General features: G+C 67.0%; 16 protein-coding genes. 11 read left to right on the forward strand and 5 right to left on the reverse strand.

Going from position 1 to position 17,794, the window contains the following annotated elements; translation table 11 throughout:
• Positions 1–59 precede the first annotated feature (59 nt).
• Positions 60–797 (forward strand): TrmB family transcriptional regulator, encoded by a 738-nt coding sequence (locus ACN6PJ_RS14730; RefSeq protein ID WP_427996604.1) that lies wholly within the window; start codon positions 60–62, stop codon positions 795–797.
• A 64-nt stretch (positions 798–861) separates the two neighbouring features.
• Entirely contained in the window at positions 862–1,761 is a 900-nt protein-coding gene (locus ACN6PJ_RS14735; protein WP_427996605.1) for a LysR family transcriptional regulator, read from the forward strand.
• 10 nt (positions 1,762–1,771) lie between these two features.
• Here the strand turns inward: ACN6PJ_RS14735 and ACN6PJ_RS14740 are convergent, their stop codons facing one another.
• Positions 1,772–2,323 carry a Dps family protein gene (locus tag ACN6PJ_RS14740; RefSeq protein WP_427996606.1) on the reverse strand — a complete coding sequence of 184 codons (552 nt, stop codon included), beginning with the start codon at positions 2,321–2,323 and terminating at the stop codon, positions 1,772–1,774.
• Positions 2,324–2,517: 194 nt separating this feature from the next.
• Here ACN6PJ_RS14740 and ACN6PJ_RS14745 point away from each other — a divergent pair, with 194 nt between their 5' ends.
• The gene (locus ACN6PJ_RS14745) at positions 2,518–3,708 is read left to right on the forward strand and encodes an MFS transporter (protein ID WP_427996607.1); all 1,191 of its coding nucleotides are present in this window, start codon (positions 2,518–2,520) and stop codon (positions 3,706–3,708) included.
• A 19-nt stretch (positions 3,709–3,727) separates the two neighbouring features.
• Here ACN6PJ_RS14745 and ACN6PJ_RS14750 read toward each other — a convergent pair whose 3' ends face one another.
• Positions 3,728–4,345: a TetR/AcrR family transcriptional regulator gene (locus ACN6PJ_RS14750; protein WP_427996608.1), complete on the reverse strand. Its 618-nt coding sequence runs from the start codon at positions 4,343–4,345 to the stop codon at positions 3,728–3,730.
• 100 nt (positions 4,346–4,445) lie between these two features.
• On the opposite strand from ACN6PJ_RS14750, the gene ACN6PJ_RS14755 reads away from it, so the two are divergent.
• Positions 4,446–5,918, forward strand: coding sequence for an MFS transporter (locus ACN6PJ_RS14755; protein ID WP_427996609.1), 1,473 nt, complete (start codon positions 4,446–4,448; stop codon positions 5,916–5,918).
• A 56-nt stretch (positions 5,919–5,974) separates the two neighbouring features.
• Here ACN6PJ_RS14755 and ACN6PJ_RS14760 read toward each other — a convergent pair whose 3' ends face one another.
• Together ACN6PJ_RS14760 and ACN6PJ_RS14765 are read right to left on the reverse strand one after the other, a co-directional pair.
• Positions 5,975–6,187 (reverse strand): YbdD/YjiX family protein, encoded by a 213-nt coding sequence (locus ACN6PJ_RS14760; RefSeq protein ID WP_427996610.1) that lies wholly within the window; start codon positions 6,185–6,187, stop codon positions 5,975–5,977.
• 19 nt (positions 6,188–6,206) lie between these two features.
• The gene (locus ACN6PJ_RS14765) at positions 6,207–8,294 is read right to left on the reverse strand and encodes a carbon starvation CstA family protein (RefSeq protein WP_427996611.1); all 2,088 of its coding nucleotides are present in this window, start codon (positions 8,292–8,294) and stop codon (positions 6,207–6,209) included.
• 335 nt (positions 8,295–8,629) lie between these two features.
• Here ACN6PJ_RS14765 and ACN6PJ_RS14770 point away from each other — a divergent pair, with 335 nt between their 5' ends.
• From ACN6PJ_RS14770 to ACN6PJ_RS14800, 7 genes are all read left to right on the forward strand, one after another.
• Positions 8,630–10,048 carry a cache domain-containing protein gene (locus tag ACN6PJ_RS14770; RefSeq protein WP_427996612.1) on the forward strand — a complete coding sequence of 473 codons (1,419 nt, stop codon included), beginning with the start codon at positions 8,630–8,632 and terminating at the stop codon, positions 10,046–10,048.
• Positions 10,045–10,701: a response regulator gene (locus tag ACN6PJ_RS14775; protein ID WP_427996613.1), complete on the forward strand. Its 657-nt coding sequence runs from the start codon at positions 10,045–10,047 to the stop codon at positions 10,699–10,701. Before ACN6PJ_RS14770 ends, ACN6PJ_RS14775 begins: the two co-directional genes overlap by 4 nt.
• Before the next feature lie 272 nt (positions 10,702–10,973).
• A complete protein-coding gene (folE, locus tag ACN6PJ_RS14780) occupies positions 10,974–11,519 on the forward strand; it encodes a GTP cyclohydrolase I FolE (protein ID WP_427996614.1) in 546 nt (181 codons plus the stop codon).
• A gap of 373 nt (positions 11,520–11,892) precedes the next feature.
• On the forward strand, positions 11,893–12,921 hold the full coding sequence (gene tauA / locus ACN6PJ_RS14785; protein WP_427996615.1) for a taurine ABC transporter substrate-binding protein: 1,029 nt from the start codon (positions 11,893–11,895) through the stop codon (positions 12,919–12,921).
• A gap of 88 nt (positions 12,922–13,009) precedes the next feature.
• The gene (locus ACN6PJ_RS14790) at positions 13,010–13,849 is read left to right on the forward strand and encodes a taurine ABC transporter ATP-binding protein (protein ID WP_427996616.1); all 840 of its coding nucleotides are present in this window, start codon (positions 13,010–13,012) and stop codon (positions 13,847–13,849) included.
• Positions 13,842–14,672, forward strand: coding sequence for an ABC transporter permease subunit (locus ACN6PJ_RS14795; protein WP_427996617.1), 831 nt, complete (start codon positions 13,842–13,844; stop codon positions 14,670–14,672). The genes ACN6PJ_RS14790 and ACN6PJ_RS14795 overlap by 8 nt, the downstream gene beginning before the upstream one ends.
• Before the next feature lie 145 nt (positions 14,673–14,817).
• A complete protein-coding gene (locus tag ACN6PJ_RS14800; RefSeq protein ID WP_427996618.1) occupies positions 14,818–16,395 on the forward strand; it encodes a PLP-dependent aminotransferase family protein in 1,578 nt (525 codons plus the stop codon).
• On the opposite strand, the gene ACN6PJ_RS14805 is transcribed toward ACN6PJ_RS14800, so the two are convergent.
• Positions 16,375–17,790, reverse strand: coding sequence for an NAD(P)/FAD-dependent oxidoreductase (locus ACN6PJ_RS14805; RefSeq protein WP_427996619.1), 1,416 nt, complete (start codon positions 17,788–17,790; stop codon positions 16,375–16,377). The genes ACN6PJ_RS14800 and ACN6PJ_RS14805 overlap by 21 nt on opposite strands.
• Positions 17,791–17,794 lie beyond the last annotated feature (4 nt).

A 17,794-nucleotide genomic window follows, 5' to 3' on the forward strand; every position in this document is an offset into this window, starting at 1 on the left:
TCAGACATACCGCCAACGGGCCGCGCACCCGCGGCCTACCAAAGGGAGACGAGTAAAGGATGGATCTGGAAGAGAAGCTTGGGCGGCTGGGCATTAGCGGCAATCTCTACCGGGTGTACAGGGCCGCGATTGAATTGGGCGAAGTCCCCGTATCCGAACTGGCCGCGAGCGCGGGCCTGGCGCGCACCACGACCTACGACGCCGTGCTGAGGCTGGAAGAAGAAGGCTTGGTAAGGATCGAAGGCGCCGACCGCAAGCGCCACGTCGTGGCGCACGATCCTTCCGTGCTGCTCGAATACGTGGCGGCCAGGCGCGTCATGGTTACGGAAATGATGCCGGAGCTGCGATCCATGTATAACCAGGCCAAGGGCAAGCCCAAGACGCGCTTCTACGAAGGCGCCGAAGGCATCCGCACGGTATTGTGGGACAGCCTGAACGCCTCTCTTTCCCTGCGGGCCACCTTCTCGATGTCCGAACTGCGTGAGGTTCCGGGGCTGGAAGAGATCAATCGCTACCGTGACGCCCGCATCGCCAAAGGCATCAGCATGCGCGTGATCCGTTCGCGCAGCCGCGACACCGACGACATCTGGCCCGCCAGCCAGGCCGAACTGCGCGAATTGCGATGGGCGCCGGCCGAGACCACCGTGGCAATGACCACCCTGATCTACGGCAATTGCGTCGCCATGATTTCATCCAAGCGCGAAAACTACGGCCTCATCATCGAAAGCGAAGAGCATGCCCAGCACCAGAGCATGCTCTTCGACGCCTTCTGGGCATCGTGCCTGCCGGCGGCCTGAACCAGGCCGGCCCCGCCCCCTCTTTCGCCCGACGAGCACGCGGGCTAGCGACACGGCGCTTCGCATGAACGATAAAAGCGTTGAGACACGCACTCTCCGGTACTTTGTGGCAGTGGTCGAGAGCCTGCACTTCTCCAAGGCGGCGGACCGCCTGGGCGTCTCCCAATCGGTCCTGAGCGTAGCCATCCAGAAGCTGGAATCCCAGCTTGGGGTCAAACTGCTTCACCGCAACAAGCGACAGCCGGTCACGCTGACGGACGCAGGCAGAACGTTCCACGCGCACGCCGTCATTGCGCTCCAGCACATAGACCAGGCGGTGCAGATAGGCCTGCTTGCGGCGCGAGGGCTCGTCGGCGTCGTGAAGGCGGGCTTCGTCGCCTCCGCGGTTACGAGCGGCGCCATGCCTCGGCTGTTGAGGGAGTTCCGCTCGGAGCATCCCGCCGTCAAGCTGGAGCTTGCCCCCATGGATACCCCGACGCAGCTGGACAGCCTGAAAAGCGGCGCGATAGACATCGGCGTGCTACGGGCCCGCCGGGAATACCCTCAAGGCGTGGATGCCGTAGTCATGCATGTCGAGCATCTCGCCGTCGCAATGGCCGACAACCATTTTCTGTGCTTGAAGGATGAGCTTTTCCCCCAGGATCTGTCTGGCGAATCCTTCGTCATCCCCCAGTTCGACGAACAGGAAGGCTTCTCCGAAATCCTGGCGGATTTAGCCCGTCAGGGCGGCTTTCCCGACCGGCCGTATCAGCGCGTCAAGGATTTCATGTCCGCCGTCGCCCTGGCCGCGGCCGGCTACGGGGTGGTTCTGGCGCCGGACTCGATCCTGAGCCTGTCGCCGCCGGGGATAACGTATCGCCGCATCGCCGGCTTCGACCGCGACGTGAAACTCGCCCTGGCTTTCCGCACCCGGGGCAACCCGCCCGCGGTCGAGGCCTTGATCGGGAAAGTGCGGGCCGGGTAGCCCGGCCGCTTCAGTGCCCCGTCGAATCCCCCGCCCGGCTCGCCTCGAACAGGAACCAGGTGCGCCGTTCGGTTTCGTCGATCCAGTTCTCGATCAGGCTGGAACTGGCGATATCGCGATGCTCGTCCGTGATGTTGTGCGCCTCGCGCAGCGCCGCCGCCAGAGCCTTGTTGTCTTCGCGCAACTCGGCCAGCATGTCCAACGGCTGCACGTAGTCGGCGTCGTTGTCCGCGATGCGCTGCGAGCGCGCGATGTGCCCTATCGAACGCAAGGTCGTGCCGCCGATCTTGCGGATGCGCTCGGCGATCGGGTCCGTCATGGCGAACAGTTGGTCGCCCTGCTCGTCCAGCAGCAGGTGGTAATCGCGGAAATGGGGCCCGCTGACGTGCCAGTGGAAGTTCTTGGTCTTGAGATACAGCGCGAACACGTCGGCCAGTATCTGGTTCAGGGCGGCGGAAATGTCCCGGGTCGCCGAGCCTTCCAGGTCGGTCGGCGTCGCCAAAGGGCGCTTGCGCCGCTCTTTCAGCGTTTTGGTGGTCTTTTCATCCAGTTTCTTGGCCATGGGTCGTAGCTCCTAACCGATCAGGGGAAAAAACGCGGGCGCGACGCGGGACGTTCCGCGCCGCGATTGCCTAGGGCCTGTGCGAGGCCCGATGTAGTATGGACAGGCCCTAGCGTAAGCCCGCCCGGGCCCTTTGCCAATGGCCGGAAGGAGTATGCTACGGCGCTTCCAACCAGCCGGATTCACTCATCGCTATGCGCGGCAATCCCGACGCCAGGCAAGGCGTCATCGCGTTGCACGGGTTCTACTTCCTGTATTACGGCCTGCAGGGCGTCAGCATCCCCTTCCTGCCCCTGTGGTTTGCCAGCCGCGGCCTGGACCCCGCCATCATCGGGCTCATCGTGGCCACGTCCTTCCTGCCCAAGATCCTGTCCACGCCGGTCGCGGCCCACGTGGCCGACCGGACCGGCCAGGCGCACGCCTTGATCGCCTCGGCGCTGGCCGCCTCTCTGCTGCTGTTCATCTGCTATCCGTTCAGCGCGGCGCCCGCCTGGCTGCTTGCCGTTACCCTGCTGTTGAACGCAGTCTTCCCGGCCGTCCTGCCCCTGATGGACCGCATGGCCATCGCCAGCGGACGCGGACGCGGCTCCTACACCGTCATGCGGGCCTGCGGCTCGATGGGCTTCGCGGCCGTCACCGTGGCCGGCGGCTACCTGATCAAGGCTTTCGACGCCGGCTGGGTGATCTGGCTGTCCATCCTGCTGATCGTCGCCTGCCTGGCCTGCGTCCGGCTGCTGCCGCAGGCCGCCCGCCCGGCCCCCGGGGAAACGCCCGTGGAGCGCCCGCGCCTGCCCATGCGCGAAGTGCTGCGCGACCGCCCCCTGCTGCTATGCATCGGCGCGGCCTCGCTGGTCCAGGCCAGCAACGGCTTCCTGTATTCCTACTCCACGCTCTATTGGACCGACGCCGGCCTTTCCACGGCCTTGATCTCCCTGCTCTGGGTCGTCGGCGTCGCCAGCGAGGTGCTTTTCTTCTTCCTGGCCCCGGGCATTCTCGCCCGCACCGGCGCCCAATGGCTCATCCTGGCCTCGGCCGCCATGACCGCGATCCGCTGGGCGGGGCTGTCCGCCACCACGGATCCCGCGCTCATCGCGGCGCTGCAGCTGCTCCAGTGCTTCACCCTGGCCGGCAACAACGCCGCGATCATGTGGTACATCGCCCGCCACGTGCCCGCCGCCTTCAAGACCTCCGCCATCGCCCTCTATGCCTTGCTCTCGGGCGGCGTCTTCATGTTCGGCAGCATCCAGCTGGGCGGCGCGCTGTACCGCGGCTACGCCCCCGGCGGGTTCCTGGCGATGGCCTTCTGCGCGCTGTGCGCGATTCCGCTGATCGTGTATTCGGACAGGTTGCGCCGCCGGGCCGGCGAAGGCCGGGCAACGCCTTAGCCCCGCCCGCTCCGGCGGGTCATTTGCCGCGCCTGACCATGGCCAGGATCGTCTCCAGCAGCTCGTCCCGGGCCTGCGCTTCGCTGATGTCTCCTGCCACGGCGGCATGCGACAAGGCGTCGGCCGCGCCCAGCATCGCCCACATGCCCGCCAGCGAAATGCCCTGCGGACCGGCGAAGGGCGCCAGGATCGCCTGGCATTTCCCGATAAAGGCCTGCTGATACTGACGCTTGACCGTCGCCAGTTCCGGCGAGCCGCTGAGCGCGGCCAACACCCCCGGAATCTCGCGCCCCTGGGTCAGCACGCAATCGACGTAGCTTGCGGCGATGACGGCGGCCTTGTCCTTCAGGGCAGGCTTGCTGGCGGCGATGGCGGCGTCGATCACCGCCGTCTGGCGCGCATCGAAATCCTGGTAGAGCGCGGCCAACAGCCCGTTGCGCGTGCCGAAGTGGTCGTAGACGACCGGCTTGGTGACGCCTGCCTCTTCGGCCAGCCTGCCCAAGGTCAGCGCATCGGTGCCTTCGGCGCTCACCAGCTTCCATGCCACGTCCAGCAATTGGCGCAGGCGCTCTTCCCTGGACAGGCGGCGGCGCCGGACGTCCTTGGACACGGCGGAATTCTCTCGGGAGCTTGACATTGCTATATACCAACAGTAACTTACGAATAGTAGGTTACCTTAAGTATATTAAATCGCGGCCCCGATCGCAATCGGGGCGCGCTCCACAGGACGTGCAAACATGAACACCCACGCGCTCTCGATTCCCCAGCCCGCCGGCCGCAAGGCATGGCTCGGGCTTCTCGCCATCCTCGCCCTGGTCGTGCTGGTGGCCATGGACGGCTCCGTGCTCTACCTTGCGATGCCTCGCGTCACGTCCGCGCTACTGCCGACGGCCGACGAGGCGCTCTGGATCCTCGATATCTACGGCTTCGTCGTCGGTTCCCTCCTGATCGCCTTCGGCAATATCGGCGACCGCTACGGACGCCTGAGGCTCGTCATGGCCGGCGCCGTCATTTTCGGGCTCGGTTCCCTGGGCGTGGCGCACTCGACGACGCCCGCGGGCATGATCGGCTTCCGGGCGCTGATGGGGTTGGGCGGCGCCACGCTCCTGCCTTCCGGGCTGGCGATCGTCAGCGCCCTGTTTCCCGACCCGCGCCAGCGGGCGCAGGCCATCGGCATCTTCGCCGCGACATTCGCCGCGGGCTTCGCCATCGGACCGGTCATCGGCGGGCTGCTGCTGCGGCGCTACGACTGGGGCGCGGTCTTCCTGATCAACGTGCCGGTGGTGCTGGCTTTCCTGCTGGCCGCGCCCGTGCTGCTGCGCGAAGTGCGCGCCACGCGCCACGGGCGCATCGACGTCCCCAGCCTGCTGCTGTCCTTTGCCGGCATTCTACTGTTCATCTATTCGATCAAAAGCGCGGCCGCCTCGGGTTTCTCGTTGCGGCAAGCCATCGCCGGGGCGGCCGGCCTGATCGCCCTGGCCGCCTTCGTGCGCCGGCAGGCGCGGATCGCGTACCCGTTGCTGGACCTCGGCCTGTTCAAGGACCGCATCTTCGCCATCGCCATCCTGACGGGATTGGTATCGCTGGTGGTCTGGTCGGCGGCGGGCTATCTGTCCGGCATCTACCTGCAATCGGTGCTGGAGCATGACGTTTTCACCGCGGCGCTGCTGGCGCTGCCAGGGGCCGCGGTGCTCACCGCGACCTGTGTCGGAACGAGCCGCATCGTCGAGCGGATCGGACGCAAGGCCGCGTTGGTGGCCACGCACGCGCTGATCGGCCTGGGCGTGCTCGCGCTCTTGTTCACGACCACCGAATCGGGCGCCGCCGCCTTCGTCGCCTCCACGCTGATCGCGGGCGTCGGCTACGGCCTGTCCTTCAGCCTCGTGGCCGAAGTCGCCGTGTCCGCGGTGCCGGAGGAACGCGCCGGCGCCGCGGGCTCGATAGCCGAAACCAGCAACGAAATCGGCAATGCATTGGGCATTGCGCTGCTGGGATCCCTGGCGGCGCTGATCTTCCGCCTTGCCGGCCCGGGCGTGGCGGGCACGCTGAACGAAACCCTGGCGCACCCTGACATCGCCGAATCCGTCGCGCAACAGGCCAGGGAGGCGTTCCTGTCGGGGCTGCACGTGGCGGCGGGCGCCGGCGGGCTGCTGATACTGCTGGTGGGGCTCGCCGCCTGGATCTGGCTGCCGCGCAAACTGCCGGGTTGAGACCCGCTCGCGCCGCCCTGAATGGGAAAGGCCCCGCTTGCGCGAGGCCTTTCCGGTCAGCAGCAGCCGATGCGCTTCTTCCCCCCGTAGCGCGCGTCCTGGCGCTCACGGAAGAATTCCTCGTAGCTCATCGGCTCCCGGTCGGGATGCGTGCGCCGCACGTGCTCGACATACGTCTCGTAGTCGGGCACGCCCACCATCAGCCGGAGCGTCTGCCCCAGGTAGCGGCCGGCCGCGCCGGCCGCCGAACTCATGTTGGAAAACAGCATGCGGCGTCTCCTTGAGCGATCAATCCGCGCCCGCCGCGGCCGCGGCGGGCAGCGTTTCGTAAGGGGTTTCGCGCGCCGTGGGCTTGTTCTCGTTGCGCGCGCGCTGCACGGAACGCAGCCCGAACACCACGATGCTCACCACGACGAAAATGAAGATCGCGCACAGGCCGGCGTTGATGTAGTCGTTCAGCACCACGCGCGACATCTCGGCCAGCGATTTGGCCGGAGCCAGGACCTTGCCCTCGGCGATCGCCGCGTTGTACTTGTCGGCATGCGCCAGGAAGCTCACGCGCGGGTCGGCGTGGAACAGCTTCTGCCAGCCGGCCGTCAGCGTGCACGCCAGCAGCCACAGCGTGGGCAGCACCGTGACCCAGGCGTAGCGGTCGCGCTTCATCTTGAACAGCACCACGGTGCCCAGGGTCAGCGCGATGGCGGCAAGCATCTGGTTGGCGATGCCGAACAGCGGCCACAGGGTATTGATGCCGCCCAGCGGATCCACCACGCCCTGGTACAGGAAGTAGCCCCAGGCCAGCACGCACAGGCCGGTCGCGATCAGGTTGGCAGGCAGCGAATCCGTGCGCTTGAGCGACGGCGCGAACGTGCCCAGCAGATCCTGCAGCATGAAGCGGCCCGCGCGCGTTCCGGCGTCGACCGCCGTCAGGATGAACAGGGCTTCGAACAGGATGGCGAAGTGGTACCAGAAGGCCATCATGCCCGCGCCGCCGATGGCCTGGTGCAGGATGTGCGCCATGCCGACGGCCAGCGTCGGCGCGCCGCCCGCGCGCGAAATAATGGTGCTTTCGCCCACGTCCTTGGCCGTCTGGACCAGGTCGGCCGGCGTCACCACAAAGCCCCAGCTCGACACCACCTGGGCGACGTGCTCGGGCGTCGTGCCGATCACGGCCGCCGGGCTGTTCATCGCGTAGTAGATGCCCGGCTCGATCACGCAAGCCGCGACCAGCGCCATGATGGCCACGAACGACTCCATCAGCATGCCGCCGTAGCCGATGTAGCGGGCCTGGGTTTCGTTCTCGATCAGCTTGGGCGTGGTGCCCGAGGAGATCAGGGCGTGGAAGCCCGACACGGCGCCGCAGGCGATCGTGATGAAGAGGAACGGGAACAGGTTGCCGGACCACACCGGGCCGGTGCCGTCGACGAACTTCGTCAGCGCGGGCATTTTCAGCTCGGGCGCCACGACCACGATGCCGATCGCCAGGCCGACGATGGTGCCGATCTTCAGGAAGGTCGACAGGTAGTCGCGCGGCGCCAGCAGCAGCCACACCGGCAGCACCGATGCGATGAAACCGTAGATGATCAGAATCCAGGTCAGGCCCTTGCCGTCGAAGTCGAACATGGGGCCGAGCACGGGATGCGCGGCCACGTCCTGCCCGAAGGTGATGGCCGCCATCAGGCCCAGGAACCCGATGATCGAGACCTCTCCGATCTTGCCCGGACGGATGTAGCGCAGGTACACGCCCATGAACAGCGCGATGGGAATGGTCGCCGCCACGGTGAAGGTGCCCCAGGGCGAGTGCGTCAGCGCCTTGACGACGATGAGCGCCAGCACGGCCAGGATGATCACCATGATCATGAACGCGCCGAACAGCGCGATCACGCCCGGAATCCGGCCCAGTTCGGACTTGACCAGATCGCCCAGCGAGCGGCCGTCGCGGCGGGTCGAGATGAACAGGATCGTGAAATCCTGCACGGCGCCCGCGAACACGACGCCCGCCAGGATCCACAGCATGCCCGGCAGATAACCCATCTGCGCGGCCAGCACCGGGCCCACCAAGGGGCCGGCGCCGGCGATGGCGGCGAAGTGGTGGCCGAACAGCACGTGCTTGTTGGTGGGCACGTAATCCAGGCCATCGTTGTACTTCCACGCCGGCGTCATGCGCGTGGGGTCCAGCTGGAAGACCTTGTTGGCGATGAATCGGCTGTAGTACCGATAGGCGATCAAATAGACGCATACGGCGGCGATCACCACCCATAGCGCGTTGATGGTCTCCCCTCTGGCAAGCGCCACGGTACCCAGCGCGAACGCGCCCAATACCGCTACCGCCAGCCAGACCAGGTGCTGACCCAGTCCCTTACTGCTGGTTTGCATAAGTGCTCCTCTTGCCTCCCGCCATGCTTTTGGCGCGCGCCATGTGGTCTGGCGTGGAAACGCTTTTATCGTCCCGCGGAAGGCAGACTCATTGTTGTGGGGTGGCGGACGCGCACGCCCGCTCTGCGCCCTGTCGACGCGGACGCTAGTATTTCGTTTTGCCCCGGCAGCAACAAGCGCGAAACTACGCAAGCGGGCTACGTGTTACTACGCAATGCGCCGCAGCATAATTCCTTGAAAACCGTAAAATCCGCGGCACGTCCTTCCCTTTTTACCTGGGAGGATTGCTGATTGATGCATCGCAACAGACAAACCCGCGCTGATACAAATCCCCTATGAAGCTGCGCCTGAAAATCCTGCTGCTGGCGGCAGTGCCCCTGCTGGTGGCGCTCGCCGCCATCACGGTCGCCGTCTACGTGCAGGGCCTGCAACTGGCCCAGCGCGAAAAGCAGGTGGTGGAAAATGCCTGGCTGGCCAGCAAGGAAGGCGAGCTGCGCCATTACGTGAGCCTGGCCTACAGCGCCATCGCGCCGCTGCAGGCCTCGGCCGACGACGACGCCACCCGCCAGCGCGCGCTGGACCTCCTGGCGCAGATGGAATTCGGGCACGACGGCTACTTTTTCGTCTACGACCTGAAGGGCAGGAACCTCATGCATCCGCGCCAGCCCGAACTGGTCGGGCAGGATCTCTGGGAACTGCGCGATACCAAGGGCCAACCCGTCATCCAGAACCTGCTGACGGCCGCCCGGCGCGGCGGCCAGCAAGGCGAGGCCGTTCACTATCTATGGGAGAAACCTTCCACCCACCAGACCGAGGAAAAGCTCGGTTACGTCGTGGTGATGGAACGCTGGGGCTGGATGCTGGGTACCGGCATCTACCTGGACGACGTGGAGCAGGCGCTGGAACGCATCGACGCGGCGGCACAGGCCAATATCCGCAAGATGTTCGCCTGGGTGGCCGGCATCGCCGTCGTGTCCATCCTGGGGGTCGCCGCCTGCGGCCTCGCCCTGAACATCAGCGACCACCGCCAGTCCGATGCCAAGCTGCGGCTGATGGCCCGGCAACTGGTGCGCTCCCAGGAGGACGAACGGGCCCGCCTGTCGCGCGAACTGCACGATGGCATCAGCCAGGTGCTGGTGTCCATCAAGCTGTCGCTGGAGGCTGCCCGCGAACGGCTGCGGCAGTCGGTGCCCGCGGACACCCCCGCGCTGGCCCGGATCGATACTCCGCTGGGCGGCGCGCTGGACCGGCTGAACACGGCCGTGGGCGAAGTCCGGCGCATTTCGCACAACCTGCGCCCCACCCTGCTGGACGACCTGGGCCTGCCCGCCGCGCTCGAGCACCTGGGCCGCGAATTCGCCATCCCCACGCCGGACGGCTCGCCGCCGCTGGCCGTGCGCCTGCATACCACCGGGCGGCCGGTCAAGCTGCCCGACGCCTATGCCACCGCGCTATTCCGCGTGACGCAGGAAGCCCTGACCAATGTGATCCGCCACGCCGGCGCCACCCGCGCCGACATGACGCTGGCGTACTCCGCGCGCGACCTGCGCCTGACCATCGCCGACGACGGCGGCGGCTTCGACTACGACGAGGTGCAGCAAGATCCCCGGCGCGGTATCGGCCTGCGCAATATGCGGGAACGCATGAACGCGCTATCGGGTAACCTGACCTTCCACTCCAGCGCGCAAGGCACGGTCCTGCAGGCCTGGCTCCCTCTGCCGGCCGCCGCGCCGCCCGCGAGTTCCCAAGCATGAACGACAAGCCCGACGCCACCCGACTGCTCCTGATCGACGACCACCCCCTGGTGCGCGACGGCTTGCGGCTGCGCCTTGAAACCGTGCCCCAACTGCACGTGGTGGGCGAAGCCGGCAACGCCGCTGCGGCCCTCGCCTTCCTGGCGGGCTGCCTGGCCGAGGATCCCCAGGGCGGAACCCTGCCCCATCTGGCGCTGATGGACCTGAACATGCCTGGCGTGGGCGGGCTGGACCTGACCGCGCAACTGCACGAGCGCTATCCGCAGATCGCGGTGCTGGTCCTGTCGATGCACGACAATCCGGAATATATGGTGCAGGCCGTCAAGGCCGGCGCCCGCGGCTACCTGTTGAAGGACGAGCCCGCGCAAGAGATCGTCACGGCCATCGACGCCGTCATGGCCGGCCGCAGCTATTTCAGCGCGGCCGTGGCCTTGCGGCTGTCGCAGGCCAGCGCCCCGGCCACGCTGCTGACGCAGCGCGAGCGCGACGTGCTGCGCCACATCGCCAGCGGCCATGCGAACAAGCAGATCGCCCAGGCCCTGGGTCTGTCGGTGCGCACGGTGGAGACCCACCGCCTCAACATCAAGCGCAAGCTGGGCATAGACGGCCAGGCGGAACTCATCAAGTACGCCGTCGAGAACCGCGGAATATAGAGGCCCCACGCTGTGCACGCGTTGCGTGCTTGCTGCCCCCTCGAGGGGGCTGGCTGTATGGACGGGGGACATGGGTGACACTTTTCCGGCATGGGTGCCCCGGATAGATCCATGCCTTGCAGTCCTGTTGCCGTGGAAGACCGGAAGATTGAGTTTGTGGCGTTGGCCGCCTGGACGGCTGCGCCCTGCGCATGCGTTGCCGCCTGGGGTAGACTTGCGTCACTACGCAATAGCAAATTGCCGCCCAAGCGCGCACCCCCCAGGAGTCCCCGATGTCATTGGAAACGCACTACACCGCCATTCTCGAACAATTGGGGGAGGATCCGTCTCGCGAAGGGCTGGCGGATACGCCTGCCCGCGCGGCCAAGGCCATGCGGCATCTGTGCCGCGGGTACGGACAGAACCTGGACGAAATCGTCAACGGGGCGCTCTTCACGTCGGATACCCGTGAAATCGTCCTGGTCAAGAACATCGAGCTCTACTCGCTGTGCGAACACCACATGCTGCCGTTCATCGGCAAGGCGCACGTGGCCTACCTGCCCAATGGCAAGGTCCTGGGCCTGTCCAAGGTAGCCCGCATCGTCGAAATGTACGCGCGCCGCCTGCAGATCCAGGAGAACCTCAGCCGCCAGGTGGCCGAGGCCGTCCAGTCGGTCACCGGCGCCGCCGGCGTGGCGGTCGTCATCGAAGCCCAGCACATGTGCATGATGATGCGCGGCGTCGAAAAACAGAACTCGTCCATGGTCACCTCCGTCATGCTGGGGGAATTCCACGACAACCCCTCCACCCGCGCCGAATTCCTCAGTCTCATCCGTTAGCACGACCCCTAACCCTTCTTTGGGCGCATAAGCAGGCCCGCCTGGTAAAACCGGCGGGCCTGCTTCCTTCTGCAAAGCCCGACGAAGACACGCCCGCCCTCGGGGGCAGCCCCCCACGCGCGCGCAGCGCTGGAGCCCTCGTCACCCTCCGCAAAAATAGCCGGCCCGCCGCCGGGCCGCCCCAAGGCGGGCCAGCCCCCTTGGGGGGCAGCAAGCGCGCAAGGCGCGCGCAGCGTGGGGGCTCCCTCCCGGGGCCCTCACTTGGCTCCTACTGATCCGGACATCTGGCCCTAGCGTTCTAGTCCCATCCGGGCAAACTGCTATCAGCATCCCGGTCGCGCCGGAGCGCGGCCGTTTCCACCCGGAGATCACCATGAACGCGATATACCGCCTCATCCGCCGCTGCACCCTGGCCGGCCTGGCCGCCGCGCTGCTGGCCGCTCCCGCTTACGCGCAGACCAAGCTGGTGGTCGGCTACCAGCTCATCGTGGGTCCCTTCCTGTCCGCCATCGCGGACGGCAGTTTCGACGCCGCGCTCAAGGAGGCAGGCTACAAGGTGGACTGGCGCCAGTTCACTTCCGGCGGCGACATTTCCACCGCGCTCGCATCGGGCAACGTGCCGGTCGGCGTGCTGGGCTCCACCGGCATCACCGCCGCGGCCACGCGCGGCGTGGACATGGAGCTGTTCTGGATCCTCGACAACATCGGCAAGTCCGAGGCGCTGGTGGCGCGCAACGGCTCCGGCATCAACAGCACGGCGGACCTGAAGGGCAAGCGCGTCGCGACCCCGTTCGTATCCACCTCGCACTTTCACCTGCTGGTGGGCCTGGAACAGGTCTGGAAGATCAACCCGCGCGACGTGCGCATCCTGAACATGCAGCCGCCCCAGATCGTCGCCGCCTGGCAGCGCGGCGACATCGACGCCGCCTACGTCTGGCCGCCCGCCCTGACCGAAATCACCAAGACGGGCAAGATCATCGCCGATTCCGAACAGATCGGCGCGGCCAGCGTTCCCACCTTCGACGGCATCGTGGTCGACCGGGCCTGGGCCGCTAAGCATCCCAAGTTCATGGCAGCCTTCACCTCCGTGCTGGCCAAGTCCTATGCCGACTACCGGGCCAACGGCGCCAAGTGGACGGCGGACTCTCCGCAGGTCAAGGGCATGGTCAAACTGATCGGCGGCAAGCCCGAGGACATGGTCGAGGCCTTGAAGCTGCTGGTCTTCCCCACCGTGCAGGAGCAGGCGTCGAACGAATGGCTGGGCGGCGGCAAGGAATCGGGCGCCGCGCGCGCGTTCACGGCCAGCGCCAAGTTCCTCAAGGACCAGAAGCAGATCGACCGCGCCCTGGGCGACTACAGCGCCCACGTCACGGACAAGTACGCCAAGGCGGCGGCGAAGTAGACGTCCCGCCGGCCCGGCGGCCTGCCCGTGCCGCCGGTCACCTGCCACGGCGGCGCCCCGCGGACGCCGCCCCATACAGGGAGCACGCATGACCATGCAGCCATCCTCGCCCGCCGCGCAGCGCCTGTGCGCGGAGAAAGTCAGCGTCACCTATCCCGGCCTGCACGACAGCGGCCCGGTGATCGCCTTGCAGAACGTCAACCTGACCATCCAGCCGGGCGAGTTCGTCGTCGCGCTGGGCGCCTCCGGCTGCGGCAAGACCACCTTGCTGAGCCTGCTGGCCGGGTTCCTGTCCCCCACCGAAGGCGAGATCACGCTGGGCGGCAAGCCCATCGTCGGCCCGGGCGCCGACCGCGGCGTGGTGTTCCAGAAGCATGCCCTGCTGCCCTGGCTGAACGTGCTGGAAAACACCGAGTTCGGCCTGATGCTGCAAGGCGTGGACAAGGAAACGCGCCGCGCCCGCGCCCGCCGCAACCTGGAACTGGTGGGCCTGCAGGACTTCCACCGCCACATGATCTACCAGTTGTCCGGCGGCATGCAGCAGCGCGTGGGCATCGCGCGCGCCCTGACCTGCGACCCGGCCATGCTGCTGATGGACGAACCCATGGCGGCACTGGACGCGCTGACCCGCGAAACCATCCAGGAGCTGCTGCTGGACATCTGGCGACAGACCGACAAGATGTTCTTCTTCATCACGCACAGCGTGGAAGAAGCCCTGTTCCTGGGGTCGCGGCTGATCGTCATGTCGCCCCGGCCTGGCCGGATCACGCACACCTTCACGCCGGATTTCAACCGGCGCTACCTGGAGACCCGCGATGGCCGCAGCATCAAATCCAGTCCCGACTTCATCGACATGCGGGAACAAGTCCTTGGCATCATCTATGGCGACGAGCGCGCCTCCGCCTCGCCCCAAGGCGTCCATGTCTAGGAGCCGCTCTCCGGGGCACAAGCCCGCAAGGCCCGGCATGGTGTACGGCGCGCCGGGCGCGGGCTACAGCGGGCACATCAGCCTGATCACCAGCCTGGCGCTGATCGCGCTGTGGTTCCTGGTAACGGGAGCGGGCTGGGTGCGGCCGCTGTTCCTGCCCTCGCCCTTCGCGGTCTACGACAAGTTCGTCTTCGCCATGACCGAGGGCGTGGCCAACTCCACCCTCGCCGAGCACGCGCTGGCCAGCCTTTCCCGCGTCTTCGGCGCCTTCTTCCTGGCCTGCCTGACCGCCATACCGGTGGGCATTCTGATGGGCGTGAACCGCTACGCGCGCGGCATCTTCGATCCGCCCATCGAGTTCTACCGCCCGCTGCCGCCCCTGGCCTACCTGCCCCTGATCATCATCTGGTTCGGCATCGGCGAATTTCCCAAGATCCTGCTGATCTACCTGGCGATCTTCGCTCCCATGGCGATCGCGGCGCGCGCCGGCGTGCGTTCCGTCTCCATCGAGCAGATCCATGCGGCCTATGCCATGGGCGGCTCGCGCGCCCAGATCGTCTGGCACGTGATCCTGAAAGCCGCCATGCCGGAAATCTTCACCGGCATGCGCATCGGCATCGGGGTCGGATGGACGACGCTGGTCGCCGCGGAGATGGTCGCCGCCGACCGGGGCCTGGGCTTCATGGTGCTCAATGCCGCCCAGTTCCTGGCCAGCGACACCGTCATCATGGGCATCATCGTGATCGGGGTGTTCGCCTTCGCCTTCGACCTGCTCGTGCGGTACCTGGAGAAATTCGTGATCCCCTGGAAGGGACGGGTCTAGGACCCTGGCCCGCCCTGCCCGCCGGCAGGGCAATCCCTCATTCCTTCCCCCATCCGGCTCCTCTATCCTGAGTGGCGGAACCCGGAACGGAGACGGCGCGCTGCGCGCCGTTTTCGCCCGCGCGGTCGTCACAAGGGGAGCCTTCATGTCCAGCCAGGCCTCGATGCTCAAGCCTGTGTTGTGGGAGCGTCTGTTCGAACGGGAAAGCGCGCCCAACCTCAGCCTGCAAGGATGCGTGCGGCAGATGCTGGTGTCCGCCATCCTCAGCGGCCATCTGCCGCCCGGCACGCCGGTGCCGTCCAGCCGCCACCTTGCCGACCAACTGCGCATTGCGCGCAATACGGTCGTGTTCGCCTACCAGCAGCTGGTCAGCGAGGGATACCTGGTGTCCCGGGAGCGCAGCGGCCACTTCGTCAGCGACACGGTCATGCTCGGGCATTCGGGCCCCTCGGCCGACGCGCCCCCCGCCGGGGGTGAAGGCGCGCCCACGGTGCGCTGGGAAGAACGGCTACGCTTCCGGCCATCCCGGCAGCGCAACATCACCAAGCCGCGCGATTGGCAAAAACAGCCCTATCCCTTCGTCTACGCGCAGTTCGACCAGGACCTGTTCCCCACCGCCGAATGGCGCGAGTGCTGCATCAAGGCGCTGTCGGTGCTGGACATCCGCAGCTGGGCCCCGGATCTCATCACCCACGACGATCCCGCGCTGATCGAGCAGATCCGCACCCAGGTCCTGCCGCGCCGCGGCGTATGGGCGGACGCCGAGGAAATCGTCATCACCGTGGGCGCCCAGCACGCGCTCTACCTGCTTGCCGATCTGCTGGTCAATGAGGACACGGTCGTGGGCATGGAAGACCCCGGCTACCCCGATGCCCGCAACATCTTCGCCAGCCATACGCGCCATCTGCTGCCCATGCCCGTCGACGAACAGGGCCTGTGCACCGGCACGCACCTGCTGGGCTGCGACTATCTTTTCGTCACCCCCGGCCACCAGTGCCCCACCACGGTCACGCTCTCGATGGAACGGCGCCAGAGCCTGCTGGCGCTGGCGCGCCAGGCCGACAGCATGATCATCGAGGACGACTTCGAAAGCGAAAGCCGCTGGGGCGAAGGCGCCATACCCGCGCTCAAGAGCCTGGATCGCGACGGGCGCGTAATCTACGTCGGCAGCCTGGCCAAATCCTTCGCGCCCGGCCTGCGCATCGGCTACATCGTGGCGCCGCGCGAACTCACGGGCGAACTGCGCGCCCTGCGCCGGCTCATGCTGCGCCATCCGTCCGCCTATATCCAGCGCGCTTTTTCGCTCTTCATTTCGCTGGGCCATCACCACGCGCTGCTGCGCCGGCAGTCCCAGGCCTACCAGAAGCGCGGCAACGAACTTGCGCGCGCGCTGGCGCAACACCTGCCCGACTTCAAGGTCATCCCCATTACCGGATCGTCCTCGTGCTGGCTACAGGGTCCGCCGTGGCTCGATGCCGTCGAATTGTCCGAGGCAGCGCTGGCCGAGGGCGTGGTCGTCGAGCCGGGCGACGTCTTTTTCATGAACGGCGCCGACGCGCCCCGCAATTTCCTGCGGGTGGGCTTCACCTCCATCCGCCCCGAGCACATCGAGCCGGGCATCGTCAGGCTGGCCAGGGTCGTCGACCGCTACCGCGCCCGCGCCGAAGGGCGGCGCGACACGGAAGGCCCGGATCTCAGCGCCCTAGAGCAGTTCGTCTCGTAAGTAGTACCAGCGGTACAGCAGGCCCTGGCCCAGCCGGCGGAACGGGGCGAACGGATGCCCGGGCAAGGGAGAATCGTAGATGGGAAGATTCCAGGCCACGCCGTCCTTGCCCATCATCCGCTGCGCCAGCCGCCTGCCGGCATGGGCCGAGAACGCGACGCCATTGCCGCCGTAGCCGAACGCGTAATACACCGGCAGCGCCGTGTCGGGCTGCGTCACGCGCGGCATCATGTCGTGGCTGACGTCCACCCAGCCCCACCACGAGTAGGCCACCTCCACTCCTTTCAGGGCGGGAAATTTGCGCGCCAACCCGTCGCGCAGCAACGCCAGGTGGCGGGGGTTCTGCGCATCGGCGCCACGCAGCGCGCTGCGGCTGCCGATCTGCATGCTGCCGTCGGGCAACAGCCGGTAGTAGAAACGCAGCGTCCGCGTATCGGTGATGAACACCGTGCTCTTCAAGCCCGCGGCCTCGCGCTCCGCGGGCGACAGCACGCGCGTCACCAGCGAATTCGACAGCACGGGCATGATGCGGTTGTCCAGCAGGCGGTTGACGCCTTGCGCGGTGTAGCCGCCGGTGGCGAAGGCAACCCGGCGCGCGCGCACCACGCCTCCCGGCGTTTCCAGCAGTATCCTGCCGTTCTCCGCGCGCCAGCGCAGCACCGGGCTGCCCGGATGAACCCGCGCGCCCAGCGCGCGCGCCTGCCTCAGGTAGCCATAAGCGAGCTTCAGCGGGTGCACGCCCACGCCATCGGGTTCATGCATCGCGCCCACCGCCTCGCGGTCGTCGACGTAGCGTTCGCGCAGCGCTTCCTTGCTGAGCATCTTCGCGTCGTAGCCGAAGATCTCGCGCATCACGCGCGCCTCGCTCTGCAGGAACGCCATCTTCTTCTGGCGGTGCGCCGTATACAGGTGCCCGCCCGGCTGCGCGTCGCAGTCCACCTGCGCGACCAGGCTTTTCCAATATTCGAACCCTTCGCGGATTTCCGCATCGAGGCGCTTGGCCGTGTCCAGGCCCCAGCGCTCGATCCATTGCGAACGGTACAGCCGTCCCGAGGCGTTCTGCCCCTGCCCGCCATTGCGGCTGGTGCAGCCCCATACCGCGCGGTTGGCCTCCAGCACCACCGCCTTGACGCCAAAGTCCCGCGCCAGGGTCAGCGCGGCCGACAGGCCGGTGAAGCCGGATCCGACGATCACCACGTCGGCATCGATATCGCCATTGACCGGCCCGTCGTCCTCGGGCGGCGCGCCCGCGGTCGCGACCCAATAGGTAGGCGCGTAGTCCTGCCCGCGGCCGGGCGGCGACACCAGCGGATCGTAGGCTGGGTTGTATGCGCTGATCGGTGCCCCGCCCGAGCGGGCCGGGCCTTCTGGTTGGAAGGACATTTGGGTATCCATGCTG

The sequence above is a fragment of the Achromobacter sp. genome, from assembly GCF_050285585.1.
Classification (GTDB): Bacteria; Pseudomonadota; Gammaproteobacteria; order Burkholderiales; family Burkholderiaceae_B; genus Achromobacter.